The organism is Deltaproteobacteria bacterium (assembly GCA_016210005.1).
GTDB lineage: Bacteria > Desulfobacterota > Binatia > HRBIN30 > JACQVA1 > JACQVA1.
This window is the reverse complement of sequence record JACQVA010000126.1, coordinates 1-18633: the sequence shown is the minus strand read 5'-3', so window position 1 is coordinate 18633 and position 18633 is coordinate 1. Positions and strand designations below refer to the sequence as shown.

Below are 18633 nucleotides of genomic sequence, written 5' to 3'. Positions count from 1 at the left end.
GTGGATTCCCGCTTTCGCGGGAATGACAAATTGCGTCCCTTTCGGCCATGGGCCTCGGCCTGACAGTACACAGTACTGTCAGACTGGTGAGGATTTGCCCGGTCGGCTGCACGTTACCCACAGATTTGTCGCACACCCATTGCCGTACCGCCGTGAGCCAACGCTTGAGCTGTGCGCCCGCCGCGTGCTAGCCGAGGTCAGGAGCGACACGAGATGGGCTGGCATCAAGAACACCCGCGAGGACCGTTAGCGTCCGTCACGGGCGAAGTGAGGTAACCACTCGATGGAGAACCGTGCAGCAGCAGACGCGGCCTTGGCCGCGATCGCCCAGAGGGCGCTCGACTTTGTTGCGGATCAGGCGATCGTCGGTCTCGGCACCGGGCGCGCGGCGCTGGCGTTCGTGCACGCGCTCGGCGCACGGGTGCGAGAGGGGCTGCGGGTGCAGGGCATCTCGACCTCGGAGGCCACCGCCACCGCGGCGCGCCAGCTGGGCATTCCACTGATCGGGCTGGAGGACACCGAAGCTATCGACGTGACGGTTGACGGGGCCGACGAGGTCGATCCGCAGTTGAATCTCATCAAAGGCTACGGCGGGGCGCTGGTGCGCGAAAAGATCGTCGCGGCCGCCTCGCGCACCGAGATCATCCTGGTCGGCCGCGAGAAGTTGGTGCCCGTGCTCGGTAGCCGGGGCGTGCTGCCGGTCGAGGTGATCACGTTCGCGCTGGCGTTCTGCAAGCGGCGTCTGGTGGAGCTGGGCTGCCGGCCGGAGTTGCGCTTACAGGCCGGCAGCGCTTTCGTCAGCGACGGCGGCAACAACATCCTCGATTGCCGCATCGCGCCGCTCGACGCGCCCGCGGCCCTCGAAGCGGCGGTCACCGCGATCCCCGGGGTGATTGGCACCGGACTGTTTCTGGGCATTGCCGATCGGGTGCTGGTCGGCGATGCCGGGGCGGTGCAAGAGCTGCGGCGGGCGTGAGTTGTCTTCTAGCTGGCACCCGCAACCCGCTGCCCGACCACCCAACGAAACAGCCCGCCCATGGCCGTGACCGAACTGGCGCTCGAACGCCGTTTCCCGCAACTCGCCGGCCGCTTGCCGCGCGTGGCGCTGACCGCACTACCGACGCCGGTGCAGCAGCTGGAGCGGCTCGGGCGGGCGCAGGGCATCGAACGGCTGTGGATCAAGCGCGACGATCAGAGCGGCGTGCTGTACGGCGGCAACAAGCCGCGCAAGCTCGAGCTGCTGCTGGGCGCAGCCCGGCAGCGCGGCCGGCGCTCGGTGATGACGTTCGGCGGGATCGGCACGCACCATGGGCTCGCCACCGCCATTGGCGCGCGCGTGGCCGGGCTGCGCACGATCCTGGTCTTGCTGCGCCAGCCCGTTACCGCGCACGTGCGCCGCTGCCTGCTGCTCGATTACGCATACGGGGCCGAACTCCACTACGCCCCCACCGTGGCTGGTGTTGCTGCCAGCGCCGCACGTCTCTATGCGCGCGGGTGGCTCAACGGCGACCGCCCTGAGGTCATTCCTACCGGCGGCACTTCGGCGCTCGGTACCATCGGCTACGTCAACGCCGCACTGGAGCTGGCCGAGCAAGTCGAGCGCGCCGAAGTGCCCGAGCCCGACGCCATCTTCGTTCCTCTCGGCAGCGGTGGCACGGCGGCCGGATTGATGCTGGGACTGAAGCTGGCGGGCCTGCGCAGCCGGGTGGTCGGCGTGCTGGTGACCGACATCCTGCCGCCCTCGGCCCGACGACTGGCACGTCTGGCGCGGGCGTCGCAGCGGCGGTTGCGGCGGCTGGCACCGGAGATCCCCGATGTCACCGTCAGTGCGTCCGACCTAACGATAGTGACCGAGTTCTGCGGGGCGGGCTACGGCGCGCCGTCCGCCGAAGCTGAAGCGGCACAGCGGTTAGCGGCCGATATTGAAGGTTTGCAGCTGGAGACCACCTACACCGCCAAGTGCGCCGCTGCGCTGCTGCACCTGGCGCGGGCGCCCGCGTACCGCGGCCGAACCTTGCTGTTCTGGAACACCTACAGTTCGGTCGATCCCGGGGCACAGTTGGAGCGGCTACCGGATTTCCACGAGCTGCCGCCGGCTTTTCACCAATTCTTCAGCGACGATGCCGCCCCAGTGCGCCCCGGCAACCAAGCCGCTGCCCGGCGCAGCCCGTAATTGCTTTAGCTGCATCCCGTCCCTACAATCCGGTCAGCTTGACCGAGTGGAGTTCTCCCGCGTGAGTGACCAGCCCTACTACCTGCCCATCGGCGACGAGGTCGCCATCTTCTCCGCCGCCTATGAGTGCCGCCTGCCGGTGTTGCTCAAGGGACCGACCGGCTGCGGCAAGACACGCTTCATCGAGCACATGGCCCACGTGCTGCGCGGCGCCGCTGCCAACGGCAATGCCGAAGAGGCGCCGAGCCTGATCACCGTGGCTTGCCACGAGGATCTCACCGGCAGCGATCTGGTCGGCCGCTACCTCATCAAGGGCGACGAGACGGTGTGGATCGACGGGCCGCTCACCCAGGCGGTCAAGGCGGGGGCGATCTGCTACCTCGATGAAATCGTCGAGGCGCGCAAGGACACCATCGTTCTCATCCATCCGCTCACCGATCATCGCCGCATCCTGCCGATCGACAAGAAGGGAGAGATCCTCGAAGCCCACCCTGACTTCCTGCTTGTGATATCTTATAACCCCGGCTACCAAAGCGTACTCAAGGACCTCAAGCACTCCACCCGCCAGCGCTTCGTCACCATCGACTTCGACTATCCCCCGCGCGACAAGGAGGCGCAGGTGATCGCGCACGAGAGCGGGTTGGCAATCGAGCAGGCGATGGAGTTGGCGAAATTGGGCGAGAAAGTGCGCCACCTCAAAGCCAGCGGCCTCGAAGAAGGGGTGAGCACGCGCCTGCTGATATACGCCGCGCAGTTGATCGGCCAGGGCGTCCCGCCCCGGCGCGCCTGCGGTGTGGCGGTGAGCAAGTCGCTCACCGACGATCACGAGAGCCAGCGCGCAATTGAGGAGCTGGCGGCGGCGATCTTTCCGTGAGCCCGCTCGCCGGTTCGTAAGCGCGCCGCTCAGCACTTCGCCGGCGCGCGACTGACGCGCTGGCAGTCACGGCGACACGTGCATGCGCCAACTCTGGTACGAAACTCACCTACTCAGCAGCCCCGCCGGCAAGAGCGCGCGCCAGCGCGGCTTGGCGCTCGGGGCGCCGGCGCACGAGGAGATACTCGCCATCGGCGACCGGCTGGCGCGGGAATCGGCGCTGCTGGCGCAGCGCTTCTATTGCCACGCGGCCGAAGCCTACCGCGCCTTCGGCCGCGACTTTACGCGCTGGGTGGTCATCGGGGAGCGACTGGCGACGCAGGAACCGGTAGTCCGCGAGGGCGCGATCGCCTACTTCGACATCAAGATCACCACCGCGCGCACGCTCGGGCTGGCCGGGCTCGAGCGCTGGGCCGCGCTCGCCGCCACACTGGCTGCCACCTCGCGCAAGTTGGCGGCAATCTTCTGTGAGACCACCGCCCCGCTGCTGTCAGTGGTTGCGTTCGAGCGCTTGCAGGCCTGGGCCACGGTGGCCACCCGGCTGCACACGCAGCACGGCTGGCACGGCGAGTTTCTAGCGCAAGCCTATCTCGGCGGTGCACCGCAGGCGCTGGCGGTGCTGAGCCCGGAGCAGTATTCCCTGTGGGCCGGCCTGGGCGCCGCCGTGCGCCGGGTGACGAAGGAAGCGGAGTTCTTCGCGGCACTGCCGGCGGGCGTGCAGCGCTGGTCCGACGCCGACCGCTCGGCCTGGCTGCGCTGCGCCTTGAGTCTGGCGGCCGATGCCCCCAAAGCGGCGGTGACCTTCTACCGCGACACAGCGCGGGCGTTGCGGCGCGTTCCGGCCGCGCCCCGCAGCCAACTGCTGGCGGTGTTGCAGCGCGCCGGGCGGGCGCTGTCCGGTTCGATCGAAGAGCTGATCCCGGTGCTCGGCGCCGTGGTGCTGGATGTGCCGGCGGTCCAGCGAGCGGCGGCGTTGCTGCTGGCGCAGCGGGTCGCGGAGGATTTTCCGCGAGCGGTGCCGGCCGTGTTGCGCAGCCTGCCCAAGGCCTACGAGGAGAGTCCCGCCACCGCCGTGGCTGAGTGGGTCAAGCGCGGCCTCGAGCTGGCGCGCGACAGCCCTGACGTCGGCTTGGCTTACTTCGCCCTCGAATCGCGCACTAGCCTGAACATCCTGCGCGCCGGCTCGACCGGTGTGGCACTGGAGGAGGTACAGGGGGTGCTTCGAAAGCTGATCCAGATGCTCAGCGGCACTTCGGCCAGCATCCACAGCATCGACGCCTTCTCCCTGCGCTTGCCGCTCGAAGAGTTCCCCGCTGAGAACGAGGTGGCTCTGCCGCTGCGCATCGACCGCTTGCCGACGCACGAGGAAAACGCTCGGCTCTTCCGCGTGCTGGCAGCGTGGCTGGCGGGGCGGCGCGAGTTCGGGACCTATGACTTCGCGCCGGTGTTGGCGGGCGCCAATCCGTCAGAGGCGTTGGTCGCCTACTTGCGGCAGGAGGACCGGCCGCAGCTGCTCGAAGAGTTGTTTCTGCTCACCGAAGGTTATCGCATCGCCCGCCGTCTAGTCGCCGAGTACCCGGGGCTGGCGCCGGAGTTCCGCTGGGCCGGCGACCGCCTGCTCGAACGCTGGAGCCGGGAGCCGGCGCCGCCGGCCGACGCTGGGGCCGTGCTCGACGGCGTGCTCGCACTGGCGCTCAGCGGCGGCGGCATCGAGGCAGTGCCGGCGTGGCTCGAAAGCACGGCCCCGATCATCCTCCCGTGCCTGGCCCCGTTGGGCGCGGCCGGGGCCAGCGGTGGCGACGCGCTGCGCGTGGCCGAAACCCTCACGGCCCAGTTGCTCGATCCCAACGCGCCCCGCCGGCGTAACGAAGCGGAGCAGTTCGAGTTCGGCGGCCTCATCCTCGATAAGTTTTCGGGCGCTACCATCCTCGATCCCTACTACGACGACGACTCGGAGCTGCCTCCGGGTGCCGAAGTCCAGCGCACCGCCGCCATCGGCACGCCCGAACCGAGCGGCGAGCTGCCCGAGCACGAGCCCTTTCAGCTGGATAACTCGCCCGACGACTTGGGCGGTACCGGCCAGCCGATGTCACTCGAGCAGCTGCGCCAACTGCTGGAACAAGGAGTGAAGCTTCAAATCAAGCCGGGCGAGGGCGAGGACACGGACGGGATCGGGTTGTACATCACCGATCTCATGGGCAAGGTGCCCGCCGAGCAACTCGAAGCGCTGCGCCGGCTACTGGGTGATCCCGAGCGTGGCAAGGGCAGTGCCAAGAAATGGCTGGAGAAGACCGCCGCCGGGCCGGCGTTCCTTTACGACGAGTGGGACTACCACATCGGCGACTACCGCCCGCGCTGGTGCCAGTTGCGCGAAATCAGCCTCAACGGCGACGGCGGCGAGTTCTTCAACGGCGCTTTGAGCCAGTACGCCAGCATGATCCCCGGCATCCGCCAGCAATTTCAGCGCATCCGCCCGGAGATGTACCGGGTCGTGCGCGGGCTGGAGGATGGCGAGGATTTCGACCTCAACGCCGCCGTCAATGCCCGCGTCGAAGCCAAGGCGCGCCGCTCGCCATCGAGCAAGTTGTACGTCGCGCGCAAGCGCGAGGAGCGCGACGTGGCGACGCTGTTTCTGCTCGACATGAGCGCCTCGACCGACGAGCCGCTCGAGCAACCGGCGCCCGGGCAGCCGGCGGACAGCGACGGCTGGCAAGCCGCCGCCCGCCCGCGTCCGGCGCGGGCCGGACGCCGGATCATCGACGTCACCAAAGAGGCGCTGGTCATCATGGCCGAAGCGCTGGAGGAGATCGGCGACGCTTACGCCATCTACGGCTTCTCCGGCCAGGGCCGCAACAACGTCGAATTCTATCTGGTGAAGTCGTTCACCGAATCCCTCAGCCCGGCGGTCAAGGGCCGCATCGGCGCCATCGAGCCCAAGCGCAGCACCCGCATGGGCACCGCGCTGCGCCACGCCGTCGAAAAGATGCAGGCCGTCCACTCCCGCTCCAAGCACCTCATCTTGCTGAGCGACGGCTTCCCGCAAGATTTCGATTACGGCCAGGATCGGCGCAGCAACGTCTACGGTATTCGCGACACCACCGTGGCCTTGCGCGAGACCGAGAGCGCCGGTATCACGCCCTTCTGCATCACCGTGGACCGCGCCGGGCACGATTACCTGCGCCAGATGTGCGACCAATCGCGCTACTTGGTGATCGAGGACATCGCCACGCTGCCGAAGGAGTTGCCCAAGATCTACCAGCGCATCGTTCGCGCCGAGTGGTAACGGCCGCCGCCGCGGTTGCTTGCGATCTTGCCATTGCCCCCCCGCACAAGGCACATTCTGACTGTATGACTCCACTGCGGGTTGGGCTCATCGGCGTAGGCAAGCATGGCCAGCGTTACGCCCGGCACATCCGGGATGACCTGCCGGAGGTGCAGTTGGCCGCGCTCGCCCGGCGCGATCTGGCCAAAGCGCGGGCGCTGGCGGCCGAGTTCGGTTGCCGCGCTTACAGCGACTACCGCGAGTTGATTGCCGCGCCAGACGTCGAGGCGGTGATTGCCGCGGTCCCGCCGGCATTGCACCGCGACATCGTGGCGGCGGCGGCCGCCGCCAACCGGCCGCTGCTGCTGGAGAAGCCGGCAGCGATCAATCTTGGCGTGGGGCGCGAGTTGCTCGCCCTCGCGCGCGGCACCGGCGTGCCGATCATGGTGGCGCAGACGCTGCGTTACAACGCCGTGGTCAACGCCATCCGCACGGCGCTGCCCGCGGTGGGCGCGATCCACTCCGTGCGCCTGAGTCAGCGCTTCGAGCCCTCGCCGCTGGATTGGCTCGACCAGCCCGCGACCTCGGGCGGCGGCATGGTGCTGCACACCGGGGTGCATATGTTCGACTTGCTGCGGGTGCTCACCGGCTTAGAGGCCGAACGGGTCAGCTGCGAGATGAGCGCGGTGGTGACGCGGCGAACCGAAGATAACTTTGCCGCGGCCATTCGCATGCGCGGCGGTAGCGTGCTGGCCTCGGTCGTCGGCTCACGCGCCACCAACAGCCGTTCGGGCGGGATCGAGGTGAGCGGCGAACGCGGGCAGCTGATCGGCGATCACGTCTTGCGCCTGGCGTATCGCATCGAGGGCACGAGTGTGACTCCACTACCGGTGGGACCGACTGCCATGACCGTGTGTGAAGTGGTACGCGACTTTGCCGCCGTCTTGCGCCAGGCGCGCCCGCTACCGATCCCGCTGGCAGAGGGCTTGCGCGCGGTCGCCATTGCCGAGGCCTGCTACCACGCCAGCCAGGCCGGCCAAGCAGTGGCAGTTGAAAACCTGGCCGGCTGATACGATTACGGCGGGTGCGCGACAAATTTGTGGGTAACGTGGTGCCGACCCTGATCCTGTTCGGTGTTATGGCCGTCATTCCCGCGAAAGCGGGAATCCAGTTTGGCGTTTGGCGGGTCGTAGCGAGCCGGTGCCGTGGATTCCCGCTTTCGCGGGAATGACAAATTGCGTCCCTTTCGGCCATGGGCCTCGGCCTGACAGTACACAGTACTGTCAGACTGGTGAGGATTTGCCCGGTCGGCTGCACGTTACCCACAGATTTGTCGCACACCCTGGGTACGCGACTCGACTTTTCCGATTGACGCGAGCGCCGCACGGGAGTAGTAGCCAGAACATCGGAATGCGGTTGCGCGGTGCCGTACCTCGCTGCGACGCGAAACGGGGCAGCCATGCAGAATTGGTGCAAGCGACTGAAGTTGGAACGACGCGCCGAGGGCCGTGCTGCCGGGCTCGGCGGCTTGTGCCTTGCGCTGGTGGCAGCGGCGCTGGTGGCGGCGGCCGGCGGGAGTTGGGCGCTGACAGTCGAGCTGTGTGCCTCGCAAGACAATCACGTGTACATGATCATCAAGACCGGTTCCGGCAGCATCGGCACCCAGGTCACCAGCGTGGCGCTGACCGGCGGCAACGCCAACACTTGCACCGAGACGCCCGGGGCTCCGGGCACGGTGCTGACGGCGGTGTCGGCAGGCCAGGGCTCGTTGCTCCCCGGCCGGATGCGGACGGCCGTCTTGAGCGGCTTCAGCGACAACACGGTGTCGTGTGCAACCAACTTCGACCCTAACGCGGCCGGCGGCAAGGGCGTTCTGACGCTGCCGGGAGGACTGCGCAAGGTCAGCGCCGACCCGGCGTTGCCGCTCGGCGGCGGCGAGACCCAAGAACCCTTGGCGAATGTAACTGTCGCCAGCGGCGGCGTGCCGGCGGCGATGGATCTGGCATCGGTGTCACGCAGCCCCGGTGGTTGCACGGTCAGCGGTGCGACAATGGTCTTCCCGCTCCCGAGCGGTTCGACGAACGTCTCGGACGTGGACGCCGGCGAGGTAGACAATCAGACTGTGACGCTCGATGACACCCAGGGCTCGCAGGTCGGCAGCGTCGGGGCGTCGGTGACCAACCCGCAAACCACGGCCGACGGTTTTCTCCTGCAAGGCAACTGCTCCAATCCCGCCTCGTGTCAGATGATTGTGTTCGTGGCCGGGCAGGGAACAGCTACCAGCTATGGCGCCGCGGCCACGGGCTTCACCGTTTCGCCGAACTTGGAGGTGACGAGCACCGAAGCCAACGGCCAGAACGGGGACTTCAACCAGGAGCCGACGCCGACACCGACCTGCGTCGGCGTCACCGGGGTGCTGCGCAGCCTGCCGCGGCGGTGATAGCGCGATGACAAGCAAGATACGCGGGCGTGCCAGCGCTGGCCGTATGCATCCGGGCTCGGTGATCATGCTCGCCCTGTTCCTCGGCTCGCGTATCGCAGCCGCTGACGTCACCTCCGACAGCGCGGCGGCGATTGTCGTTTATCCCGTGATCTTGGTCGCCGGCGACAACTGCGTCGATACGCTGGTACAGCTGAGTAACACCTCGAGCGAGTCGGTGATCGCGCGCTGCTTCTACGTCAACGCCACCGGCCGCTGCTCGACGACCGGGCAAGTGTGTTTCTCCGGCGCCCAGTGCCCCGGGGGAATTTGCCTGCCGCAGTGGCGCGAAACCGATTTCAACGTTCGCTTGACCCCCAGGCAGCCGTTGACTTGGCTGGCATCCGAGGGGCTTTCGGCTTTCTGCACGCCGACACAAACCCCAGGCGAGCGTTGTATCCCGCTCAACGGCACCTCGCGTCGTGGCACAAACGGCGCCAGCAACGCCGGCACCCGCATACCACCGGTGAACGATGATCCCTTCATTGGTGAACTCAAGTGTATCGCGGTCGACGAGCAATACCGCCCAACTGACCGCAACGTGCTGGTGGGAAGTGCGACCATCGAAGAGGTCTGCCGCGACTGCCTCGATGTAACCCGCCACAACGCCATCGGGATTCAAGCAGTAGTGGGCGCCAACAACGGGGACAATACCCTGGTGATCGGCGAGGAGTACAACGCTTGCCCGCACACCTTGATCGTCAACCATTACTTCGACGGCGCCACCAGCCCAGTGACCGGCGACCCGATCTTCGGCGCACTCGCGCTGGTACCGTGCAGCGAAGACTTCGTCATGCAGGATCGCAACCTGACGCCGATCACGGCGCAGTTCCTGGTCTTCAACGAGTTCGAGCAACGCCTTTCAGCCAGCACCAGCGTGCAGTGTTACGCCTCCTTCCCGCTCTCCGGTATCGACACCACGCAGCCGACGCGCTCGATCTTTCACGTCGGCGTGGCCGGGTCGCTGGTCGGGCAGACGCGCGTGCACGGCGTCGGCACCGGCGGACACGGTCTGCTCGGCGCCTACTTTGACTTACACGGCAGTCACAGCAGCGCCGCCAACCTTCATTTCCAGGGCACCAGCGACCGGCCGGACATCATCCGCCTGCCCTGAGACCCCCCGTAGCCGGTCTGCTGACGCCGCAGCTGTCGCCCTTTACTCTCGGGAAGTCGTCGCGCCGCGCCAGGATTTCTGCCCGCCACTTTGGACTTTGAACTTTCGACCTTGGGCCGCGGGCGAGATTCGGTCCGGCGCGGCCATCGGGACGCGCGCCGGTGCGCCAACCGCACTCACCCCACCATCGTCAGGCCGCCGCTGACGCTGAGAACCTGACCGGTAATGAATTCGGCATCGGCCGAGGCAAAAAACGCGACGGCGGCCGCGACTTCGGCGGGCGCCACCAAGCGGCGAAACGGTGTGCTTTGAACCGTCGCCTCGATGATCTTCTTGCCCAGCGGGACGCTGGTGATCTGCTGCAACAGCGGCGTATCGCTCGGGCCCGGGCAGACCACGTTGACGTTGATGCGATGACGGGCGACCTCGCGCGCCAACGCTTTGGTGAAGGCGATGATGCCGCCCTTGCACGCCGAGTAGACCGCTTCGCCGCTGCCACCGACGCGGCCTGCGTCGGAGCCGATGCTGATGATCTTACCGCGGCCCGCAGCGATCATGCCGTCGAGTACGGCGCGGCTGCAGTGAATCGGCCCGGACAAATTGATGGCGATGACCTTCTGCCACAGCTCCGGCGTGTTCTCGGTGAACCACTCGAAGCGATCCCAGCCCGCGTTGTTCACCAAGATCTGGACATTGCCGCCCCAGTGACCGGCAACGTGCGCGACGCCTCGCTGCACCGAAGCGAAATCCGTCACATCGAGCTGTACCGCCAAGGCCGTACGGCCGGCGTCGCCGATGAGCGTGGCGGTGTCCTCGGCCGCGCCAAGATTGATGTCTGCCACCGCCACCCGGGCGCCGTCAGCTGCCAACCGCCGGGCGATGGCCCGCCCAATTCCGCTGCCGCCGCCGCTGACAAGCGCGATTTGACCCTCGAGCTGCATGCCGCCGCTGGTATAGGTCAGCGGCCCCGGTTCGGGCAAGCGGCTGAGCTGCGCTAGCCGGCGCGGCGACGCGGCCACCATGCCGGATATGGCCGCGCGTGCAGGTGGTAGTGCTGCGGAATTTGGCGCATGTGGTCGTTAAAGAACCAGCCCCGGCGGTACTTGCTGTCGGCAACGGCAGCCAGGGCGCGCCGCATGAACTCGCGCTCGGCGACCGCAGGCTCGCGGCGATGTTCGCCGAGCACGGCCATGGGCACGTCACACGAGTCGCAATCGATTATCACAAAAGCAAACGGCTGCCGGTACTCCGCGTACCAGCGTGTGATTCGGGCACACTCACAGAGCTCGCAGCTTGCCGACACGATGAACCCGCTAGCATATCGCCGGCCTCTGCGCGACCATGCTCACCGCCGCCGGCTCACTGCGGCAGCCGCTGCCACTGCCGCGGCACCCACACCCGAAAGGTCGAGCCGCGCCCGACCTCGCTCTCGACTGTGATGCTGCCGCCCAACAGCTCGAGCAGTCGGCTGGCAATGTGTAGCCCCAGCCCGACCCCGCCGCGGCCATGGCTGAGCGGGCCGTGCGCCTGGCGGAAAGGCTCGAAGATGATCGGCAGCACCTCCGCGGACATTCCCACGCCCGTGTCCGTCACCGAAAACCCGACTCCGCCATCAGCGGTCGCCGCCGCCACGGTTATGCTGCCGCGGTCGGTGAACTTGACGGCGTTGGTGATGAGGTTCTTCAGCACCACTTTCAGTTTCAACGGGTCGGTCTGCAGTCGGGGCAAGCCCCCGGGTACCTGCCAGGCGAATTGCAGCCCGGGTTTCTGCTGCAGGTGGTGGGTTTCGTCTTCCAACTCTGCCAATAGTGATACCGGATCACACTGGCAGATTGCCACGGCCATGCGCCCGGCTTGCAGTCGGCTCAAGTCGAGGGTGGTGGCGATCAGTTCGAGCAGATCCTGCGCGCTCTGGTCCACCTTGGCCAAGATTGCGGGCTGCTCTCCGCTGAGCGCGCCGAAGGCCTGGTCGCGCAACAACCCGATGTAGCCGGTGATGATGTTGAGCGGAGTGCGCAGTTCGTGCGACATGGCGGCGACGAATTCCGACTTGACGCGGTTGGCCTGTTCCAGCTCTTCAACCAGGCGGGCGTTTTCCAAGGCCATCGAGGCGAGCTGGGCGACACCACGGGCGAGGCGCTCCTGCTGTTCGGCGAACTGCGGTCTTGGCCCGCGCTGCACCGCGATCTGCAGGCCGATTATTTCTCCTCCCCGCCGCAGCGTCACGGCTAGTGCTTGGGTGATGCGATACTGTTGTGCCAGCGCCGCCAACTCGGGGTTGGTCGGCGTGGCCGGCGCGGTGAGATCGAGACGCACGACTTCTTCATCCTCTAGGCGCGCGAGCACGCGCGCCAGCAGCGTGCGCGACAGCCGCAGCACGCGGATGCCTTCCCACTCCTCGGGACTATAACCGAAGCCCGAAACCGGGACGTAGGCGTTGTCTTCGGGCCGCCACAGCAAGGTGTGGCTGCTGTCGCAGCCGAGCACCTCCGCAGTCAGTTGGCAGAGACGGTCAAGCAGCACCGGGGTAGCGAGCGAGGCGATCAGCGCCTGGCCGACTCGGGCCAAGGCCGCGAACAGCCGGGCCTCGTCCTGCTGGTGGCGGTACAACTCGGTGGTCTCGATGGCCACCGCCACTTGCTGCGCGATATTCTCGAGCAGCTGCACCTCGTGCGGCTCGAAACCGCGGTCCGGAGCCACGCGGGCGGCCACCAGCGCCCCGAGTCGGCGCTGGTGCATGAGTAGAGGGACCATGACCAGCGCCGACACCCCGAAGAGCGAGAGCAACTGCGGCGGTAGCCAGCGCTGCGCCGTAATGTCGTCAACGACGATGGTCTGGCCGAGGCCGAGCAGGTCCGTGGTTACCGGATCGGTCGGCATCTCCGGAGCTGTCACCAGCGGCAGCAGCGCAGCGGGGAGGCCGTGTTCTCCGAGCAGCTTCGCGGTTTGGCGTAAGGGATCCCAGTCGTAGGTGGCGACGATGTCGCACGGCAAGAGCGCGGCCGCGCGGCGGTGAACCCGCGCGAGGATTTGCTCGAGATCGAGCGTGCCGCTGATGTCGCGAGCGATCTGCAGCAGCGCCGCCCCTTCCTCGTCGGCGCGCCGGCGCTCCGTGACATCACGAACGGTGACAAGCACACCGGCCACCCCGAATTGGTCGAGCAGGTTGAGACTGACCCCCTCGAGTGCGCGCCAGGAGCCGTCGCGGTGGCGAAAGCGGGCCTCGGTGCGCGCGCTCGCGCCGGAGCTGCTGACCGCGCGGGAGAACTCCGCGGCCACCCGCGCCAGATCATCCGGGTGAACGAAGTCGAAGGGGCTCCGGCCGACCAGTTGCTCCGGCTTCAAGCCCATGCCCGCCTCGACCGACGGGCTGGCGTATTGGATGGTACCGTCGGCGCCCACCAGCACCACTATGTCCAAGGCGTTCTCGATCAGCGCGCGAAAGCGGCGCTCGCTCTGCCGCAACGCCGCTTCGGCCTGTTTGCGTTCGGTGATGTCGCGGCTATTGATGATGACGGCGCTAACGCTGGGCTCGGCGAGCAAGTTGGTGCCCACCCCTTCCATCCAGCGCCACGAGCTGTCTTTGTGCCGCACGCGATACTGCGCCACCTGGCTGGTGCCCGCATGCTCGATCAGCTGGGTGAGGCGGCGTTGGACCTCGTCGCGGTCGTTGAGATCGATCAGCTCCAAGAGGCTGCGGCCAAGCAGTTCCCCGGGCGTATAGCCCCAGGCCCGCGTGACCGCTGGGGCGGCGTAAATGATGGTGCCACCCGCGTCGATGAGCAGCAGCACGTCCGAGCTATGCTCGATGAGGGCACGAAAGCGGCGTTCGCTGTCATCGAAAGCATGCTCGTCTTTGCGGCGGCGGGCCATGGCGGTTAGCCACCATAGCCAGTGCCCGGCGCCGGAGTAAAGAAGAAATCGCGACGCAGCATCCGCTGTGCGTAGATCTCCGACACTCCGTGCCGCAGCGTGCCGCAGCGGCGCGGGGTGGACAGCCGCGCCGAAATCGGCTAACCGAAAGGCCGCCGTCAACACGCAGCCGAGACGGCCGACTCCTTCACGCTGGCGTAGCTCAGTCGGTAGAGCAGCTGATTCGTAATCAGCAGGTCCGCGGTTCGAATCCGCGCGCCAGCTTCCTTCTTTTCAAGTACTTAGCCAGCGCGCCCCGGGGCCGTGCCCGGGAATCAGCGGGCACGCCGAAGCCCCACAATCTGCGCATCGTCATCAAGAATCTGGATCTGAAAGAAAACGCCAAGGCGGAAGCCGAAGAGCGCCGGCCGCTGCAGCCGGACAAGAGTGACTGCCGCATCGAAGGCGTGCCCCCGCAAGGCCCGCCCGGCTTCCGCCGCTCGTAACAAGGCCAGCCGCTGGAATGAGGCGGTGTGGGCTTCGCCGGCTACGCTTGGGCGCGGCCGCCGCGCAGCACGCGCACCTTGGCGCGGCGCGCGCCATCGTTGCCGGGCAGCGCCCGTAGCTTTAGGCTCGGGGCCGGCGCTACCCTCGAGTGCACGAAACCGGGAACCCACGAATTCTCCACCTTGGGGCAGGCGCGGCCGACTTGCCGCATGATGTCCCAGGCGTAGTAGAGCTCCGGATACACCAGCGGCTTGCCGCTGGTCATTAGTGCCGCGGCCACCTGGCGCTCCGGGTCCGCCCACGCGACGATGTTGGTGAAGCCGAGGTGGCCATAAGCGTGCTCGGTATCCGGCCCGTACAAGCTGAACAGCTTGGCGCCGAGCATGAAGCCCATGCCGTAGCGGAAGGGGAAGCCGAGGGTGAAGTCCATCTCGAGATACGATTGCTCCGAGGTGGCACGCCGCACCGTGCGGGGCTCGAAGATGTGCACGCCGTCGAGTTCGCCGCCGTTGAGCAACAGCTGGTAGAAACGGCTCAATTCGTTGGCGGTGGCGATGATATTGGCCGAGGGAATGATGCCGGTGAGAAACCGTGTATCATTAGCCACCGCCGCTATCGCGGGGAAGTCGAGGCCGAAGGCCCGCTGCAGCACCGCCGAAAGCGGCCACACCGGCACTAGGCCGGTGAAGTAGTTCAAGGCCACCGACTTGGCCTCACGGCGCGGCACGCCGTAACTCAGCCAGCGAAAACCCAGTGGGCGGCGAATCTCCTGATCGAGCAGCGCCCTGATGTCGTTGCCGGTGACGCGGTGCACGACTTCGCCGAGCACGAAGCCGCCGCTGATGGCGTGGTAGGCGAGTTGGCGGCCGGCGCGCGAGGTCGGCTCGGCCTCGCACATGATGCGTACGACCGTGTCGCGATCGCCGAGATGATCGAGGTCCAAGGCCTGCGGCGGGACGTTGGGAATGCCGGCGCGATGGGTCAGCAGGTGGCGGATGGTAATCCATTGCTTATGGTGCGAACCGAACTCAGGGATGTACTCGCACACCGGGTCGTCGAGGTGAATCAAGTGGCGCTGATCCAGCAAGTGGATCAGCATCGCCGTCACCGCCTTCGAGGCCGAGAACACGTTGAACGGCGTTGCCGGCGTCGCCAGCAGCTTCTTGGCCTCGGGCGGGTCGTCGGGGCCGTTGCCGGCGGCGTGTCCGATGGCGCGATCGATCAACACCTCGCCGTGGCGGCGCACGCAAAGCTGGATCGCCGGGTGTATGCCGCTGCGGTAGAGCTGCTCGACCGCGCGCCACACGCGCGCGACGTCCAAGGCTTTCGCCCCCAGCTCGCGCGGGGCAACCTCCGCTTCGGTATTGATCGCAGTAACCGACTCCAGATCGGCGGGAACGCGACAGGCGGTGACGAAGGGCAAGTGCACGACATCCTCCCGATGGCCGAGTATAGATAGCACAGCGCGCGCGGCGCCGCATGTAGCTTCCGCTCTTTCCGTTCGCGGCGGGAGATGGCAAGCTGGCTCAGCTGGTTTCGCGGCAGTGAGCTTCACGGGAGGAGTGGTCGCATGGCTTGGATATTTCTTCTGGCAACGCTCGTCGGAGCTGCGCTTACTTACAATGCGTACCGGCCGGCGTTTGCCCCGCCGCGGCTGGCGGCGCTGAGTTTCTTCGCCGGCTGGCTGACCACCGAGCTGGCACTGCATCACCTTGCCTGGCAGGCGCTGGCCGCGCTGGTGTTCATCCGCCTGGGGGCGCTGCAGGCTTGGCCCGGCAAACTCGGGCTACTCATCGCGCTGGTGTCGTGGGTTGGCTTATGGCGCTGCTACTGGCGCGCCGGCGAGGCCGAGGCGGTGGTGGAGCGTGGCTTAGCCGCCGGCCTGGGCGCCGACTATCGCGAGCGCATCCTGCCCGAGGTGCGCGCGCAGTTCGCGCCGACGGTGGATTGGAGACAGATCCTGCTGCCGTTTCCGATGCGCCACCCGGAGGTCGAACGGCTGCGCGATCTCCAGTTCGCGCGCGTCGCCGGGCTCAACCTCAAGCTCGACATCTATCGCCATCGCTCGCAGCCCTCGAGCTGCCCGACGCTGCTGCAAATCCACGGCGGCGGCTGGGTGATCGGCAGCAAGAACGAGCAGGCGATCCCGCTGATGCTGCACATGGCCGCGCGCGGCTGGGTGTGTGTGACAGTCAACTACCGGCTCAGCCCGCACGCCACCTTCCCCGATCACCTGGTCGATCTCAAACTGGCAATCCAATGGATCCGCGAGCATGGGCGCGAATACGGCGCGAACCCGGACTTCCTGGTGGTCACCGGCGGCTCGGCCGGCGGCCACTTGAGCGCGCTGGTGGCGCTGACCGGCAACCAGCCCGAATACCAGCCGGGCTTCGAGACCGTCGACACCGCCGTCCAGGCCTGCGTGCCGTTCTATGGCGTCTACGACTTCACCGATCGCGGCGGCTTCTGGCGCCACCACGCGATCGCTCGCCTGCTCGAGCGCCAGGTCATGAAAGCCGCGCGCCACGAGGCCCCAGAAGCCTACGAGAAGGCATCGCCGATGAGCCTGGTGCACCCCGGCGCGCCGCCGTTCTTCGTCATCCATGGCGACCTCGACACGCTGGTGCCGGTCGAGGAAGCGCGGCACTTCTGCGAGCTGCTACGCCAGACTTCGCAAGCACCGGTGATCTACGCCGAGATTCCCGGCGCGCAGCACGCCTTCGAGATCTTTCCCTCGCTGCGCACGACGTTTGTCGTACACGGCGTCGAGCGCTTTCTGGCTTACACCTACAGCCAATACTTGTCGGCGCAAGACCAGCGCCGGGCGAGTAACAGCCAGCTGGCGGCGACGGCGTGAAGCGGCCTTCGTCGCCCTATCCTTTGGCTCCCCAGCCTTTCGGCTTTCGGCTCAGGGTCAGGGGATCAGGTGTTCGGCGACATCGGCTCATTCAACGCCATCCTGGGGCCCGCAGGATCGAGGATATTCGATGAAATTCGCCGCAGCCCTGGCCTTTGCTGATCCCTCCCAGTTTCTTGCCGTCGCCCGCACCGCCGACCAATGCGGTTGGGACGCGCTCGCGCTTTCCGATCATGTGTTCTTTCCGGAGACGATGAACTCCGCCTATCCGTACGTTGCCACCGGCAAGCCCTTCTGGGAGCAAGCCGCACCGTGGCCCGACGTTTGGGTCACTATTGGCGCGCTGGCAGCGGTGACCACGCGGCTGGCCTTCTTGACCAACGTCTACGTGTTGCCGGCGCGCCATCCGCTGCACGTGGCCAAGGCCGTCAGCACGGCCGCGGTGCTGTCCGACAATCGCGTCATTCTCGGCATCGGCATCGGCTGGATGCGCGAGGAGTTCGACGTCCTCGGCCACGACTTCAGTACCCGCGGCCAGCGGGCCGACGAGGCCATCGTGGTGCTGCGCACGGTCTGGCGCGGCGGCATGGTCGAGTATCACGGGCAGTTTTATAGCTTCGAGCGCCTGCTGATGAGCCCGGCGCCCACCCGGCCGGTGCCGATCTGGGTCGGCGGCGAGTCCAACCCGGCCCTGCGGCGTGCCGCGCGCTTAGGCGACGGCTTCATTTCGGTGCTGCATTCGCAGGCGGAGATCGTCGCCCTGGTCGAGCGCCTGAACGCGCTCCGCGCCGAGTACGGCCGCGCCAATGCACCGTTCGACTTTTGTGTTTCGTGCCACGATGCCAACACCCTTGACGACATCCGCCGCTTACAAGACGCGGGCGTGACCACGTTACTGACCGTACCCTGGCTGCTGTACGGCGACGATCCGACGCTGCTCGATTCAAAACGGCGCGGCCTGGAGCGTTTCGGTGATGATATCATCGCCAAGATGCGCTGAGGGCCCACTTAAGTTCTTACGCGCGCGAACCTGGTGACCAGTATGCTCACTTCCTCAGGTATCTCATCCCCTCACCCTGCCTCTGACCTGAAGCTCGCCGCCCCCCGCTCACCGAAGCCCCCGCTGATGTTCCGAGCTTGACGCCGAAGGGCCCACGCCGCGCACCCTGGCGCATTCGGCAATCCGCCGTTCACACCCTCACTCCGCAATCCGCAATCGACCAGCGCCCCCCTTCCGCTTACGGCTCTCCGTCCCCCCTCGCCCCGCAGCTCTCGCGGGCCAAGGGCTGAGGTGAGAGGCTCGATCCGGTGTCCTCGCCGCTGGCGGGGTGCTCCTCTTCTGAGCCTGTCCCCGGCTGCACGGTCTCGGGGCGGGTGCGGTGTCGGAATACCGCCGATGCTGGCGCAGCTGCTGTGTGGGGCTGCGTTGGTTGTCGCATATTTCGATAAATATCTGAGATTGTTGTTGACACGGGTTGTCGATGCCGTGTAAGTCTGCGCGCACTTGTTGTGATT

Annotated in this window: 13 protein-coding genes and 1 tRNA gene; 10 read left to right on the top strand and 4 right to left on the bottom strand. The window is 66.9% G+C overall.

Annotated features, from left to right (window positions below):
* The first annotated feature begins 283 nt into the window (after positions 1-283).
* From rpiA to HY699_11820, 7 genes are all read left to right on the top strand, one after another.
* Entirely contained in the window at positions 284-976 is a 693-nt protein-coding gene (gene rpiA / locus HY699_11850; protein MBI4516494.1) for a ribose-5-phosphate isomerase RpiA, read from the top strand.
* Between the two features lie 60 nt (positions 977-1036).
* The gene (locus HY699_11845) at positions 1037-2173 is read left to right on the top strand and encodes a pyridoxal-phosphate dependent enzyme (GenBank protein ID MBI4516493.1); all 1137 of its coding nucleotides are present in this window, start codon (positions 1037-1039) and stop codon (positions 2171-2173) included.
* Positions 2121-3047: a CbbQ/NirQ/NorQ/GpvN family protein gene (locus HY699_11840; protein ID MBI4516492.1), complete on the top strand. Its 927-nt coding sequence runs from the start codon at positions 2121-2123 to the stop codon at positions 3045-3047. The genes HY699_11845 and HY699_11840 overlap by 53 nt, the downstream gene beginning before the upstream one ends.
* An 82-nt stretch (positions 3048-3129) precedes the next feature.
* Entirely contained in the window at positions 3130-6330 is a 3201-nt protein-coding gene (locus HY699_11835) for a VWA domain-containing protein (protein MBI4516491.1), read from the top strand.
* A gap of 65 nt (positions 6331-6395) precedes the next feature.
* Complete coding sequence (locus tag HY699_11830; GenBank protein ID MBI4516490.1) at positions 6396-7379, top strand: Gfo/Idh/MocA family oxidoreductase; 984 nt, start codon at positions 6396-6398, stop codon at positions 7377-7379.
* 389 nt (positions 7380-7768) lie between these two features.
* Positions 7769-8749 carry a hypothetical protein gene (locus HY699_11825; protein ID MBI4516489.1) on the top strand — a complete coding sequence of 327 codons (981 nt, stop codon included), beginning with the start codon at positions 7769-7771 and terminating at the stop codon, positions 8747-8749.
* Between the two features lie 7 nt (positions 8750-8756).
* Complete coding sequence (locus tag HY699_11820) at positions 8757-9902, top strand: hypothetical protein (protein ID MBI4516488.1); 1146 nt, start codon at positions 8757-8759, stop codon at positions 9900-9902.
* Between the two features lie 176 nt (positions 9903-10078).
* On the opposite strand, the gene HY699_11815 is transcribed toward HY699_11820, so the two are convergent.
* The 3 genes from HY699_11815 to HY699_11805 all read right to left on the bottom strand — a co-directional run bounded on the left by HY699_11815 (position 10079) and on the right by HY699_11805 (position 13775).
* Positions 10079-10843, bottom strand: a complete 765-nt coding sequence (locus HY699_11815) for an SDR family oxidoreductase (protein ID MBI4516487.1) — start codon at positions 10841-10843, stop codon at positions 10079-10081.
* A gap of 53 nt (positions 10844-10896) precedes the next feature.
* Positions 10897-11094: a hypothetical protein gene (locus HY699_11810; GenBank protein MBI4516486.1), complete on the bottom strand. Its 198-nt coding sequence runs from the start codon at positions 11092-11094 to the stop codon at positions 10897-10899.
* A 167-nt stretch (positions 11095-11261) separates the two neighbouring features.
* Positions 11262-13775, bottom strand: coding sequence for a PAS domain S-box protein (locus tag HY699_11805; protein MBI4516485.1), 2514 nt, complete (start codon positions 13773-13775; stop codon positions 11262-11264).
* Between the two features lie 191 nt (positions 13776-13966).
* Between HY699_11805 and HY699_11800 the strand changes: the two genes are divergently transcribed.
* Positions 13967-14039: transfer RNA gene (locus HY699_11800), tRNA-Thr, on the top strand.
* A gap of 262 nt (positions 14040-14301) precedes the next feature.
* Here HY699_11800 and HY699_11795 read toward each other — a convergent pair.
* A complete protein-coding gene (locus HY699_11795; protein ID MBI4516484.1) occupies positions 14302-15690 on the bottom strand; it encodes a beta-lactamase family protein in 1389 nt (462 codons plus the stop codon).
* Between the two features lie 141 nt (positions 15691-15831).
* Between HY699_11795 and HY699_11790 the strand changes: the two genes are divergently transcribed.
* Together HY699_11790 and HY699_11785 are read left to right on the top strand one after the other, a co-directional pair.
* Positions 15832-17118 carry an alpha/beta hydrolase gene (locus tag HY699_11790; protein ID MBI4516483.1) on the top strand — a complete coding sequence of 429 codons (1287 nt, stop codon included), beginning with the start codon at positions 15832-15834 and terminating at the stop codon, positions 17116-17118.
* A 130-nt stretch (positions 17119-17248) separates the two neighbouring features.
* On the top strand, positions 17249-18118 hold the full coding sequence (locus HY699_11785) for a TIGR03619 family F420-dependent LLM class oxidoreductase (GenBank protein MBI4516482.1): 870 nt from the start codon (positions 17249-17251) through the stop codon (positions 18116-18118).
* The last annotated feature ends 515 nt before the right edge of the window (positions 18119-18633 follow it).